Annotated in this window: 11 protein-coding genes; 3 read left to right on the plus strand and 8 right to left on the minus strand. The window is 73.3% G+C overall.

The window, feature by feature from the left end; genetic code table 11:
* Positions 1-259 precede the first annotated feature (259 nt).
* Positions 260-2,707, plus strand: coding sequence for an ATP-binding cassette domain-containing protein (locus ACZ7LY_RS30715; RefSeq protein ID WP_471628014.1), 2,448 nt, complete (start codon positions 260-262; stop codon positions 2,705-2,707).
* A 67-nt stretch (positions 2,708-2,774) separates the two neighbouring features.
* Here ACZ7LY_RS30715 and ACZ7LY_RS30720 read toward each other — a convergent pair whose 3' ends face one another.
* The 4 genes from ACZ7LY_RS30720 to ACZ7LY_RS30735 form a co-directional block, all read right to left on the minus strand.
* Entirely contained in the window at positions 2,775-4,877 is a 2,103-nt protein-coding gene (locus ACZ7LY_RS30720) for a HelD family protein (RefSeq protein WP_471628015.1), read from the minus strand.
* Between the two features lie 71 nt (positions 4,878-4,948).
* Positions 4,949-5,659 (minus strand): TetR/AcrR family transcriptional regulator, encoded by a 711-nt coding sequence (locus ACZ7LY_RS30725; protein WP_471628016.1) that lies wholly within the window; start codon positions 5,657-5,659, stop codon positions 4,949-4,951.
* Complete coding sequence (locus ACZ7LY_RS30730) at positions 5,656-7,890, minus strand: phosphotransferase (protein ID WP_471628017.1); 2,235 nt, start codon at positions 7,888-7,890, stop codon at positions 5,656-5,658. The genes ACZ7LY_RS30725 and ACZ7LY_RS30730 overlap by 4 nt, the downstream gene beginning before the upstream one ends.
* A gap of 94 nt (positions 7,891-7,984) precedes the next feature.
* On the minus strand, positions 7,985-8,908 hold the full coding sequence (locus tag ACZ7LY_RS30735) for a winged helix-turn-helix domain-containing protein (protein ID WP_471628018.1): 924 nt from the start codon (positions 8,906-8,908) through the stop codon (positions 7,985-7,987).
* Between the two features lie 193 nt (positions 8,909-9,101).
* Here ACZ7LY_RS30735 and ACZ7LY_RS30740 point away from each other — a divergent pair, with 193 nt between their 5' ends.
* Positions 9,102-9,293 carry a hypothetical protein gene (locus ACZ7LY_RS30740; protein WP_471628019.1) on the plus strand — a complete coding sequence of 64 codons (192 nt, stop codon included), beginning with the start codon at positions 9,102-9,104 and terminating at the stop codon, positions 9,291-9,293.
* On the opposite strand, the gene ACZ7LY_RS30745 is transcribed toward ACZ7LY_RS30740, so the two are convergent.
* The 3 genes from ACZ7LY_RS30745 to ACZ7LY_RS30755 all read right to left on the minus strand — a co-directional run bounded on the left by ACZ7LY_RS30745 (position 9,284) and on the right by ACZ7LY_RS30755 (position 11,986).
* Positions 9,284-10,183, minus strand: a complete 900-nt coding sequence (locus ACZ7LY_RS30745; RefSeq protein WP_471628020.1) for a GntR family transcriptional regulator — start codon at positions 10,181-10,183, stop codon at positions 9,284-9,286. The two genes, ACZ7LY_RS30740 and ACZ7LY_RS30745, sit on opposite strands and share 10 nt — an antisense overlap.
* Positions 10,184-10,296: 113 nt before the next feature.
* Positions 10,297-11,019, minus strand: coding sequence for an HAD family hydrolase (locus ACZ7LY_RS30750; RefSeq protein ID WP_471628021.1), 723 nt, complete (start codon positions 11,017-11,019; stop codon positions 10,297-10,299).
* Between the two features lie 70 nt (positions 11,020-11,089).
* The gene (locus ACZ7LY_RS30755; protein WP_471628022.1) at positions 11,090-11,986 is read right to left on the minus strand and encodes a winged helix-turn-helix domain-containing protein; all 897 of its coding nucleotides are present in this window, start codon (positions 11,984-11,986) and stop codon (positions 11,090-11,092) included.
* Positions 11,987-12,187: 201 nt separating this feature from the next.
* Between ACZ7LY_RS30755 and ACZ7LY_RS30760 the strand changes: the two genes are divergently transcribed.
* On the plus strand, positions 12,188-12,379 hold the full coding sequence (locus ACZ7LY_RS30760; protein WP_471628023.1) for a hypothetical protein: 192 nt from the start codon (positions 12,188-12,190) through the stop codon (positions 12,377-12,379).
* A gap of 38 nt (positions 12,380-12,417) precedes the next feature.
* On the opposite strand, the gene ACZ7LY_RS30765 is transcribed toward ACZ7LY_RS30760, so the two are convergent.
* Complete coding sequence (locus ACZ7LY_RS30765) at positions 12,418-13,341, minus strand: winged helix-turn-helix domain-containing protein (RefSeq protein ID WP_471628024.1); 924 nt, start codon at positions 13,339-13,341, stop codon at positions 12,418-12,420.
* Positions 13,342-13,376 lie beyond the last annotated feature (35 nt).

Consider the following 13,376-nt stretch of genomic DNA (forward strand, 5'->3'; position numbering starts at 1 on the left):
AGGGCGTCATGGCGGAGCCATGGCAACCGACGACAACGCCGCGAGGTGCGGTGCCAGAGCCCGCGACCCCGGCATGATCCGAAGGACAGGCCCTACGGTGGGGAGGCAGCCGGGGGCCCGGGCTGCCGACCGGCGGGGCGCCGGGCGGGGATACTGCGTCAGCGAGTCGGAGTTCGAGCCCGAGCCCGTGCCCGCGTACCGGCCCGAAGGGAACGATCGGAGGGCCGTACCGGCTGACGCAAGCGCCAACGGAGAGACGATGAGCAAGGCTCCACGCAAGACACCCGCCACGGCGGACCACCCGGCCGACCACCCGACGGGCCGCTCGGCTGACCGCCCGGCGAACCACCCGGCCGACCACCCCGCCGACAGCCACGACCTGATCCGTGTGCACGGCGCCCGCGAGAACAACCTCAAGGGCATCGACATCGAGATCCCCAAGCGCCGCCTGACCGTGTTCACCGGCGTCTCGGGCTCCGGCAAGAGCTCGCTGGTGTTCGACACGATCGCGGCCGAGTCGCAGCGCCTGATCAACGAGACGTACAGCGCGTTCGTGCAGGGCTTCATGCCGGCGCTCGCCCGGCCCGAGGTGGACGTCCTCGACGGGCTGACCACCGCGATCATCGTCGACCAGCAGCGCATGGGCGGCGATTCGCGCTCCACGGTCGGCACCGCCACCGACGCCAACGCGATGCTGCGCATCCTCTTCAGCCGCCTCGCCACCCCGCACCTCGGCTCCCCGAAGGCGTACTCGTTCAACGTGGCCTCGATCAGCGGCGCCGGCGCGGTCACCGTCCGCAAGGGCGGCGAGGAGGTCAAGGAGAGGCGCTCGTTCAGCATCGTGGGCGGCATGTGTCCGCGCTGCGAGGGCCGGGGCCGCGTCCAGGACTTCGACCTGACCCAGCTCTACGACGCCTCCAAGTCGCTGAACGAGGGCGCCCTGACCGTCCCCGGCTACAGCGTCGACGGCTGGTACGGGCGGATCTTCCGCGGCTGCGGCTTCTTCGACCCGGACAAGCCGATCGCCAAGTACACGAAGAAGCAGCTGCACGACCTGCTGTACAAGGAGCCCACCAAGATCAAGGTGGACGGTGTCAACCTCACGTACGAGGGCCTGATCCCGCGCATCCAGAAGTCCATGCTGTCCAAGGACGTGGACGCGCTCCAGCCGCACATCCGGGCGTTCGTGGAGCGCGCCGTCACCTTCAGCGTCTGCCCCGAGTGCGAGGGGACCCGGCTGAACGAGGGCGCGCGCACCTCCACCATCGGCGGGGTCAGCATCGCGGACGCCTGCGCCATGCAGATCAGCGACCTCGCGGGGTGGGTACGCGGGCTGGACGAGCCGGGGGTGGCGCCGCTGCTGGGCGCTCTCGGCGACACGCTCGACTCGTTCGTGGAGATCGGCCTCGGCTATCTCTCCCTCGACCGCCCCTCGGGCACCCTGTCCGGCGGCGAGGCGCAGCGCACGAAGATGATCCGCCACCTCGGTTCGTCGCTCACCGATGTGACGTACGTGTTCGACGAGCCGACCGTCGGGCTGCACCCGCACGACATCCAGCGGATGAACAACCTGCTGCTCCGGCTGCGCGACAAGGGCAACACGGTCCTCGTCGTGGAGCACAAGCCGGAGGCCATCGCCATCGCCGACCACGTCGTCGACCTCGGGCCCGGCGCGGGCACGGCCGGCGGCACGGTCTGCTTCGAGGGCACGGTCGCGGGGCTGCGCGCCGCCGACACGGTCACCGGCCGCCACCTCGACGACCGCGCGTCGGTCAAGGACAGTGTGCGCGAGCCGTCCGGCGCGCTGGAGATCCGGGGCGCGAGCACGCACAACCTCAAGGACGTGGACGTCGACATCCCGCTCGGCGTGCTGACCGTGATCACCGGCGTCGCCGGGTCCGGCAAGAGTTCGCTGGTGCACGGCTCGATCCCGGACGAGGAGGGTGTCGTACGGGTGGACCAGGCGCCGATCCGGGGTTCGCGGCGCAGCAACCCGGCCACGTACACGGGTCTGCTCGACCCGATCCGCAAGGCGTTCGCCAAGGCCAACGGGGTCAAGCCGGCCCTGTTCAGCGCCAACTCCGAGGGCGCCTGCCCGAACTGCAACGGCGCCGGTGTCGTCTACACCGACCTGGCGATGATGGCGGGGGTGGCGACGCCCTGCGAGGAGTGCGAGGGCAAGCGGTTCCAGGCGTCCGTGCTGGAGTACACCTTCGGCGGCAAGGACATCGCGCAGGTCCTGGCGATGCCGGTCGCGCAGGCGGCGGAGTTCTTCGGCGCGGGTGAGGCGCGGACCCCGGCCGCGCACAAGATCCTTGAGCGGATGGCGGACGTGGGCCTCGGCTACCTCACGCTCGGGCAGCCGCTGACGACGCTGTCCGGCGGTGAGCGGCAGCGGCTGAAGCTCGCCACGCACATGGGCGACAAGGGCGGCGTCTACATCCTGGACGAGCCGACGACGGGCCTGCACCTCGCGGACGTCGAGCAGTTGCTCGCCCTGCTCGACCGGCTGGTCGACTCCGGCAAGTCCGTCATCGTCGTCGAGCACCACCAGGCGGTCATGGCGCACGCGGACTGGATCATCGACCTGGGCCCCGGCGCGGGCCACGACGGCGGCCGGGTCGTCTTCGAGGGCACCCCGGCCGACCTGATCGCCGCCCGCTCCACGCTGACGGCCGAGCATCTGGCGGAGTACGTGGGGAAGTGACGTACGACAGGGCGTTGCCGCCGTACGGGAAGGCCGGCGGCCGGGGTTGGGGCCGAACCGGCCCGGGTCAGAACGGTTCGGGGGCCGTGTGCAGGACCGTGAGCGAGGTGACGGCCCGGGTCAGGGCGACGTAGAGGCGGGACAGGCCCCGGGGCTCGCCCGCGGCGACGGCGGCGGGCTCGACCAAGACGACGTGGTCGTACTCCAGGCCCTTGACCTCGCTCGCGCCGACCACCGCGACCCGTGCCCCGAGGTCGCGCGCGCCGCCCGCCTCGATGCCCGCCGCCGCGAGCAGGTCCCGTACGAGGGGGACGTGCGCGTCGGCGGCGAGCACGCCGACGGAGCCCTCGGTGGCGCACGCCCGGCGCACCGCGTCCGCGACGCCCTCGCCGACCGCGCCGACCCGGGTGAGGGTGACGTCGCCGTCGCGGCGCAGGGAACGGGCGGGCGGCACGTCGACCTCGAGGCGGGCACGGACGCGTTCGGCGAGGGCGAGGACGGCCGCCGGGACGCGGAAGCCGAGGGTGAGCGGCACGACGGGGGCGTCCGGCCGGCCGAGGTGGGCGAGGAGCGCGGGCCAGTCGCGGGCCGCCCACGGCTCGGTGCCCTGCGCGAGGTCGCCGAGCACGGTCAGCGAGCCGAACTCCGCGCGCCGCGCGATGGCCCGCGCCTGCATCGGGGAGAGGTCCTGCGCCTCGTCGACGACGATGTGGCCGTAGCCCTCGGGGTGCTGGAGCAGCCCGCCGATCTCGTCCAGGAGCACGAGGTCGGCGGGCGTCCACGTGGCGGACCGCACGGACCGGCCAGGGCGCGAACCCAGCAGCGCCGCCTGCTCGGCCGGGTCGAGGATGCCGGCGGCGGCGCGGGCCAGTTCGTCCGCGTCGGTGAGCAGGGAGAACAGCACCTCGTCGGCGCGGACGCGCGGCCAGACCGCGTCGGCGTAGGCGCGGACGGGCCGGGAGCGTTCGACGCGCTGCTCCCAGGCGCGGTTCACGGTGGCGCCGCGCCGCTCGGCGCGCTCGCGCAGGGCCCGTACGGCACGGCTGAGGACGCGTTCGCGGCCGGTGAGGTAGGGCAGGTCCTGGGCGCGGACCTCGCGCACGATCCGGTTCAGCTCGTCGGCGGGCACCCGCCACCAGACGCCGTCGTCCTTCACGGCGAGCGGCTCGGTCACGGGGCCGGTGTCTGCGCCTGTGCCGGTGCCGGTGCCGGTGTCGGTATCCGTGAGGGCGTCCGTGGGGGCGGGGACGCGGGCGTACAGGGCGCGGCGCAGGACGCGGGCCATGCGGGCGTCGTGCTTGACGAGGGCGGCGGCCGGTTCGTCGGCGGCCCGCGCCTCGCCGCGCCCGAGCATCTCCTCGACCGTGCACTGCCGTACCCCGCTCTCGCCGAGCGCGGGCAGCACGGCCGAGATGTACGTGAGGAACGTCCGGTTGGGCCCGAGGATCAGCAGGCCGCCGCGCTGGAGCTTGTTCGGGTACGTGTACAGCAGGTACGCGGCGCGGTGCAGGCCGACGGCGGTCTTGCCGGTGCCGGGGGCGCCCTGCACGCAGACGCTCTCGGTCGCGGGGGCACGGACGAGGTCGTCCTGGTCGGGCTGGATGGTCGCGGCGATGTCGCGCATGGGGCCGACGCGGGGGCGTTCGATCTCCCCGGTGAGGATGCGGCTGTCCGCGGGGGCGTCCGGGCGGGGGGCGGTGAGGTGCTCGTCCTCCAGGGCGGTGAGGTCGTCGGCGTCGTCGCCGCTCGCGCCGGGCGCCCAGCCGAACCGGCGGCGCACGTCCACACCCTGGGGATCGGCGGCGCTCGCCTGGTAGAACGCCCGGGACACGGGCGCCCGCCAGTCCACGACGAGCGGCGGCGCGGCCGGGTGCTCGCTGATCCGCAGCCGGCCGATGTGGTAGCGCTGGCCCGCGTGGTCGCCGGCCGCCTCGGGGTCGGCGGCGAAGTCGAGGCGGCCGAAGAAGGCGGGCGCGCGCGGGAGTTCGCGCAGTCCCTTGGCGCGGGTGCGCAGTTCGTAACCGAGGACTTCGGCGTCGGCGCCGGACGCGGAGGCGTTCTCCCCGATGACGACCTGCTGGTCGGCGCCCTCCAGCATGGCGGCGAGGGCGGCGCGGCAGGTGTCGTGGTAGCGGCGCTCGGCGCGCAGCGCGGGGTGGGGCTCGGTCATACGCCCCACGATAACGTAACCGAGTTAAATTATTGACCGGGTTTGGCCAGCCTGCATTGTCAGCCGGTTGGTCACCCGTACCGGTGTCCCAGGCCCTCCCCCAGCTGCCGGAACCCGGCGTCGGCGGCGGCCACCGCGTCCGCCTCCACCGCGGCGAGCGGCTCGCCGCCCGTGATCCGGCGGACGTTGTCTTCGGCGAGGATGCGCTGCACGGCGACGATCTGCCCGGCGGCGAGCCGCGCCTCGACGGCGGGGAGCGGTATGTCGGTCGCGGGCGGGGTATCGCTCGCCGAGGGGGCTTCACTCGCGGGCCCGCCCAGGGCCGCGGCGAGCGCCCGCGCGGACCGCTCCTGATACCCGTACATGCGGGCGACGAGCGACGGTGTGCCGTACAGCAGGCGCAGATACGCGAGGACGGCCGGGTGGTCGCACAGGCCGGTGACCGGGTCGCGGCGCGCGAGGCCGTCGAGGAAGGCGCGGCGCAACGCGGTGAGCGGCGCCTGACCGGCCGCGCGGCCCGCCCGCACGACCCGGGCCGCCTCGTCCTCGTGGTCGGCGAACCGGTGCAGGACCAGGTCCTCCTTGGTCGGGAAGTACCGGAACAGCGTCGGCTTCGACACCTCGGCGGCGGCGGCCACCTCGGCGACGGACACGCTCTCGTACCCCTTCTCCAGGAACAGCCGCACGGCGGTCTCGGACAACTTCTCCCGAGTCCGCACCTTCTTCAACTCCCGCAACGAAACCGCCGGGGCCGCCGCGGTCGGGGGGTGGGGGGTGGTCATGGGGAGGAGGGTACGGGGCTCCCGGCGGGCGCCTGCGTCTCCTCACCCGCGCGGGACAGGGCGAGCGCCAGATAGGGGTTGCCCGGGGTCACCCCGTCCTGGCCGGCCCCCAGCCAGGTCAGCGCCCGGCGCAGGGTGGTCTCGAACGAGCCGACGGCCCGCCGCACGTTGGGCGCGTCCAGGCCGGCGCCGGTGACCAGCCGGTCCAGGTCCACGTACGCCGAGCGCACCCGCTCGAAGCCCTGGTAGACGCGCCGGTCCGGCTCCCAGTCCCCGGTCATGCGCTCCGGCATCCGCTCCGCCCAGCGCGCGTACATCCGCTCCCGGACCTCCCGGGTGGTCGGCGTGAGGTGGATGTGCCGTACGAGGTCGTACAGCGGGTCGCCCACCATCGCCATCTCCCAGTCGATGAGGGTGAGGCCGAAGCCGCGCTCGTGGCGCACCAGGTTCCACGGGTTGAGGTCGGCGTGCAGCAGCACGTGGGGGCGCTCGGTGACCCGGTGGGCGAGCAGCCGTTCGCCGAGGTCGGCGGCGTCGGGGAGACCGAGCCGGGCCGCGAACCGCCGCGAGCGCTCCGAGAAGCCGGCCACCATGGCGACGAGCCGGCCGCTGAGCCAGGCGTAGAAGCCGTCGCCCCCCATGTCCTGAGCGAGAGGCCGCGCGTCCACGCGTGCCAGGGCGCACAACTGGTCGACCAGATGGTTCGCCTCGCCCGGCAGCAGCCCGTGGACAGGGTGGCGCGGCCTGCGTCCGAGGTCGTCCGGGCCCTCGTAGGAGTGGATGGTGAAGCGGTCCCCGAAGTCGCTGGTGCCGAGGGCGAGGACGCGCGGCGCGCTGACGGGCGCGCCCGAGTCCTCGATGGCGCGCAGCACCGCGTGCTCGTCGAGGAAGCGGGGCTCGACCGGGCTCACGGAGGCCACCTTGCGGCGGACCATGACCGCGCCGGGGAGGCCCTCGACCCGTACGAGGGTGCCCAGGTGGGCGGTGCCCTTGAAGACGCACCGGGCGGGGGCGGCGCCCTCGGTCCACAGGGCCCGCTCGACGGCCTCCGCCGGGAAGGCGGAGCGGGTCGGCACGCGCGCGTCGCTCTCCCAGTTGACGGCCCAGGTGCGGGCCCGGCCGTGCTCGCGCAGGTCACGCGCGGCTCGCCAGCGGTGCAGCAGCGGTACGACGGTCTCCGGGCCGGGCACCCCGCGCAGCCTGAGCGGGCCCTCGGCCGCGACCAGCGCCCGGTGCACCTCGGCGGCGGCCCGCTCCAGCGCGGCCTCGCTGAACGTCCGGCCCAGCAGGCGCACCGCCCGGATGACGTCGGGGAACACGGACTGGGCCCGCTCGAACTCGATGAAGTGCCGCAGGTCCCGGTCGAGGCCCGCGACGGCGCCTGGCCGCACCCTCGCCATCGCGCGCCGCCACTGCTCGACGACATCGGCCCGCTGCTCGCGCGGGTAGTCCATGCGTTCGAGATGGATGGCGAGGTCGTGCAGCGGGTCGCCGTACAGGGCGAGTTCCCAGTCGACGCAGGCGGTCGGGACGCCCGCGCCGGGCGCGCAGATCACGTTCTCGCGGTGCAGATCGCCGTGGAGCAGGCCGAAGGGGCGGGGGCGCAGCTCGGGGACGCGGTCGGCGAAGCGCCACAGGGCGTCGGCGTGGACGCCGAGGGCGACGAAGAGGCCCCCGTACTCCGCCCAGTTCGGGCGGCGGATCCGGTCGTCGGCGGCGAGGGCGAGGGAGCGCAGGAAGGCCCGGCCGTCCCCGTCGCGGCGCCGCGTGTCCGCCCCCAGCGGCAGGCGCTCGGCGGGCACCCGGGCGAAGGAGGCGAGCAGGGCGGCGAGCACCTCGACCGCCAGGGCGTCGACGGGTTTGCCCGGGGCGCTGAAGGCGGCGAGGGGCTCACCGGGCACGAAGGTGTGCACGGCGGTGCGGCCGCCGCGGAGCAGCAGGCGCGGCGCGTGAGGCAGGCTGTCGCCGAGGGCGGCCAGCAGCGTCGATTCGTCCGATACGGCGCGCAGCACCACGGGGGCCGCCTCGGCGCGGCGGCGGCGCAGGAGGACCCGTTCGCCGGGGTCCCTGCCGAGCCGGCCGGCGAACGCCGCGTCCAGTTCGACCACCCGGTTGACGTGGTGGTGGCCGCCGAGCCGGGTGCCGGGGCTCCCGGGGGGCGCGGCGGTGCTGTCCCAGAGTTCCTCGGCCGTCTCCGGCCTGGCGGGACTGGGGGCGAGAGGTGCGCCCACTGGCCGCTCCTGGTGGTGCCTCACACGACGGGCCGCTGACGAGCCCACGGTACCGGCGGGGCGGGCGCGCCACGACCGCTGCACGCGGCGAAAATCAGTTCCGCCCTTCCCTGTTCGATCCGGGGCCGCTCGTGTCGAGCGCCAGCTCGCTCCAGACCGAGTCGAACCAGTCCTGCCACGTCCGCACGAAGACCGAACCGCGCGATGCGGAGTCGTCGTCGGCGACATAATGCGTGAGCGGCGCGCCGACACCCTTGACGTCCAGGGCCTGCAGCACGTCCCCGTCGCTGAGCACGATGGGCCGCCGGACCATCTGGTACGGGCCGTGCAGGGCCTGGCCGCCACCGATCAGATACAGCTTGAAGACCGGTGTCAGGGCCACGTACCGGACCTCGAACTCCGCCCGCTCGACCAGCCCCTCCGCCGCGATCTGCAACAGCGCCATGCGCAGCGACCGGGTGTGCCGCGCCGTGATCTCCCCGAGCCGCGCCCGCAGCCGCGCGGTGCCCGAGCCCCCCGGCTCCTCGTCCACGGCGCGGGGGTAGGGCGCGTCGAGCGTCGGACTGGGCAGCAGCAGCCGCACGACGATGCCGCGCGGGGCGGGTGACTCGCCCGTCCTGATGCGCAGGAGCTGGCCGCGTATCTGCATGTCCAGGCTCTCCGCGGTCAGCGAGTAGGCGTCGACGCGTACCTCGTCGCGGCGGAACGCCTCGTCGAAGCAGTCCTGGAGCGTGGCCCGCCCTCCCTTGGCGGCCGGCGCCGTCACGGACTGCACCCGCGGGGGGCTCAGGACCCGGGTGCCACTGCCCTGCCGCGCCTCGACGAGCCCCTCACCGGCCAGTTGTGTCAGGGCGCGCTGGACGGTGTCCCGCGAGACACCCAGCTCGCCGGCGAGGGCGCGCTGGGCGGGCAGGAAAGCGCCCGGCTGATAGACACCCGCGGCCATCCGGGAGCGCAGCTCCTCCACGACGCGGAAGAGTTCCCGGCCGCCGGGGGCGTCGCCTCGCACGTTGTCCATGCCCGGAAGGTACCCACAGCGGACCGCTTCCGTGCCGGATCCAGTCAACTTCCCTGCTGTACAAGCAGGTTGATTAACGATCTGTCAGGGAGGGGAACACCTCATCAGTCCAACCAGTCCAATTGGACCGGAAGTTGACGATGACCAGACCGCTGCGCCGGACCCGAGCCGGCCCTTCGTGAGGAATGAACCCATGAACACCGTTCTCCCCCTGGCACCGCCCCTGCTGAGCTACGCGCTCGACCGGTTCGTCCAGTCCGCCTACGGGCTGCCCGGCATGCTGCTCATGGCCGCTTTCCTGCTGCTGTTGTCGGCGGAGCGCCGGTCGTCGGCCTGGGCCGCCGTCGCCGCCGCACTCTTCGCCATCGCGCTGGTTCAGGCCTGAGGTCCGAAGGACACGTGGTCCCAGCGGGCGTCGAACATGGCCTGCTCGGCTGCGACGAAGTCCGCGTCCCGCGCCCCCTCGCGCTGGTCGAAGACGAACATCTGCGTCTCGAAGCCGACGACATCCAGCAACCGCACATCCGCCGCCCCCGGATACTCCTCGACCTCCCGCTCGAAGACCCCCGGCACGTAGTGCCCCACCAGCACCGCCGCCCGGTTCAGCAGATACACCTTCCGCGACGGCGTCCCCCGCAGGAAGCGGAACGCGACCTCCGCGTCGGTGCCGGTGCGGCGCAGGCCCGCCAGGTTGCTGCGCAGGACCGTCATCTGGGCCTCCTGCTGGACCCGGCTGCGCTCCCGTACCGCCTTGTCCAGGGCCACGTCCTGCCCCCACCCGCCGGGCGGCGCCGGGTAGTCGAGGTCCTGGGCGAGGCTCGGCAGCAGCACCCGTACGCGGACCGAGCGGGGCCGGCTCACCCCCTCGTACACATGGCGCAGCGGCTCGCCGAGGGCCAGCATCAGGGTCTCCGCGGTCAGGCACTCGACGTCGATGCGGACGTCCTCGCGCGCGAACGCCTCGACCAGCCGCGGGCCGAGGATGCTGCGCGCCGACTGCCGGCGCACCGGCTCGGCGGGCACGTCGGCGACCTGCGGCGGGCTGCCCTTGCTGACGTTGGTGAGCAGGCCGTCGGCCTGGAGGCGCTGGAGGGCGTGGCGGACCGTGCCGCGCTCCACGCCGAACTCCTCGGCGAGCGCCGCCTGCGTCGGGAGCCGGTCCCCGGCCCGCAGCTCACCGGACCTGATCCGCTCCCGCAGGGTGTCGGCCATCTCCTCGGCGGTCGTCCGCGCCGAGGGGCCGCCCCCGGGCCTGCCGTTCTCCGCGTCGTTCACCGCGACGTGCTCCGTCCCGCCGTGCCAAGTTCTGGCAACTCTACGCCAGTTGGCAGCCAACTCCACCTGTCGTACGGGAATGCAGGCCGGCGGGGCGGTCCGGGCGCCGCCGCTCAGCGGCCCCGTACGAGGGTCAGCAGCGGCTCCATGGACGTCGTCACATGCGCCGCGCCGGCGGTCCGCAGCACCGCCTCCTTACGGGTGTTGCGCGCGTACCCGAGGAAGGGCACCCCGGCCGCCCGCGCCGCCGCCAGATCGGTGGGCGTGTCCCCGATCATCAGGGCGTCGGCGGGCGCCGCGCCCATCGCCCGCAGGGCGCGCAGCAGGCAGTACGGGTCGGGCTTGAGGCGGCTGAGGTCCTGGGTGCGGCCGTAGATGTGCGGCTCGAAACAGCCGTCGAGGCCCCGGGACCTGAGGTAGCTGCGGGCGGCCTCCGGCGCGTTGTTGGTGGTGACGGCGAGCCGGACGCCGACCGCGCTCCAGGTGCGGATGAGGGGGTCGGCGTGGGGCGTGGGCCAGGCGGAACGCACCGCGCGCAGCTCCTGCTCGGTGAGACGTTTCTCCATCTCCACGACGAGGTCGCTGCCCCGGCGCTTGAGCCCCAGGCTGCGCAGCGCGGCATGCGGGTCCTCGTCCTCGCGCTCGCGGGGGTCGAGGACGTCGCCGAGGCCCTGCGCGTCCAGCCAGTCGACCTGTTCGCGCGCGATGAGCGGCGCGGGCCGCCCCGCGAACAGCCGGCAGATCGGCCCGTCGAAGTCGAAGAGCACGACCCGCGCGCCCTTGACCAGCGCGGACAGCTCACTCGGTCCCCGGAAGGAGTGCGTCTCTTCAGCCACCCGGCCAGTCTCCTGCCTCACGTCGGAAGTCACTAGCGGAAGTCACCTGCGAAGGTCACCGGCGACATCACTAGCTGAGTGTCAGGTCGGACGTGATGGTTTCCCAGAGGGCGGTGAACCACTTCCGCGACTCCTCCACGAACGCCCGGTCCCGGTGCCCGGCCCGCTTCTCGAAGGAGAACAGCAGGGCCTGCGTGCCGGTCGCCGCGTACATCTCCAGCGTGGTCCCGCTGTCGATCTCCTCCTCGCGCCGCGTGACCATGTAGTACGAGAGCAGCGCCTCGGAGTCGTTGAGCAGGTACAGCTTGACCGGCGGGGTGAACGGCAGCGCCCGGAACGTCACCCGTACGTCGATGCCGTGCGAGGAGCGCAGCGAGCGCAGGTTGTGCCGCAGGACCTGGCCCTGGGCGTTGCGCGTGGCTAGCCAGCGCTCGTGGACGGCCGCCTCCTCGTCCTGGCCCGCGCCGCCCGCGCCCTCCCCCACCGGCACGGGGAACGCGAGGTCGATGTCGCGGCTGGGCAGCAGGATGCGTACGTCGACGGACTCGGGGCACAGCCGGCCCTCATGGATCAGGCGCAGCGGCTCGCCGAGCGCCAGCATCAGCGTCTCGGAGGTCATGCACACGGCGTCGATGCGCACCTGCGGGGAGGCGAACGCCTCGACGAGCCGGGGCGCGAGCGCGACCATCGAGGGCTGCGGCTCGTCCCGGGCGGTGCCCGAGGGGGCGATACGCGGCGGCGCCCCCTTGCTGCGATTGCTCAACAGGCCGTCGCCTTGCAGGAGTTGGAGGGCCTGGCGGACCGTGCCGCGCTCCACGCCGAACTCCTCGGCGAGCGCGGCCTGCGTCGGGAGCTGCTCGCCCGGCTTGAGCTGCCCGGACCTGATGCGCTCACGCAGATCGTCGGCGATCTGCTGGGCCGTGAGCCTTCTGCTGCCGTTCAGTGTGGCGTCCGTGCTGTCCGTCATGCTCGTCACGCTCTCCCCGGTCACGACCAAACGCTATAACTTCCCTGGATTTGGCGGGAGTTGTCGCGTGCCCGTTTATTTCCCCCAACCAAGTGGGGACAACCATAGTGTAGTTGGTCGCCACTTGGCAGAAGATGGCTGAGGCTGGCGAGTATGGCGGGTACGTGCGTCCCGCCGAAGCCCGACGAAGGGGGAACCGCCATGCCAGTCCTGAGCCTCCTCTCCGCGGTGTTCGTGATCACCTTCGAGCAGCTCGTCCAATGGCACTACGGCCCCGCGGGCATCGCCGGTCTGCTCCTGCTGACCGTCGGCGTCAAGGCCCGCAGCGCCACGTGCAGCTCCGTCGGCGGCATCATGCTCGCCCTCATGGTGGCCGGCCCCGCGCTGCGCTGACCCGCCCCGACCGACCGCCCTGACCTGGAGGAAAGGCCCTACGCCGACAGCGTGAGGTCCGAACTGATGGTGTTCCAGAGGCTGTCGAACCACAGGTGGGACTGCTCGACGAAGGTCGTGTCGCGCAGTCCCGCACCCTGGTCGAACGCGAACAGCGTCTGCCGTACCCCCTGCGCGTCATAGACGTCCACCCGCTCGTGGTCGATCAGCTCACCGCGCCGCGCGAGCGTGTAGTACGCGAACAGCGCTTCCGTCCCGTTGATCAGATACAGCTTGACCGGCGGCGTGAACGGCAGCGCCCGGAACTCCACCGACACGTCGACGCCGTGCGTCGCGCGCAGGGCCAGCAGATTGTGCCGCAGCACCTGGCCCTGCGCGTTGCGCTGCGCGAGCCAGTGCCGCCGCACCCGGCCACCGAGCCCGTCGCCCGCCTCACCGCCCCCGGAACCCGCGGGCGCGGGGAACGCGAGGTCGATGTTCCGGCTGGGCAGCAGGACCCGTACGCGCACTCTGGCCGGTTTCATGTGCCCGGCGTGGATACGGCGCAGCGGTTCGCCCATGGCGAGGGTGAGGGACACGGACGTCAGACAGAGCGCGTCGATCTCCACGTCCTGCCGCTCGAAGGCCGCGGCGACCCGGGGCGCGAGCGCCGCCATCGTGGGCCGCGGCGGCGCGCCGGGACCGAGGAACGCGGGCCCGGTGTCCTCGGCGACGGTGGCCGGACTGCCCTTGGAGACATTGGCGAGAAGCTGCTCGGAGCGCAGAACCCGCAGCGCCTGGCGTACGACGGAGCGCTCCACGCCGAACTCGTCCGCGAGCCGCGCCTGCGTCGGCAGCCGCTGGCCCGCCCGCAGCCGGCCGGTGCGGATCCGGGCGCGCAGCTCGTCGGCCACCTCTTCGGACGTCCACCGCGCCCCCCGCGGCCGGGGCCGTCCCTTGACGGCGGCATGCTCCGCGTTCACATACCAACGCTACAACTTCCCGCCATCTTTGGGGA

The sequence above is a fragment of the Streptomyces sp. NPDC107550 genome (assembly GCF_055639095.1).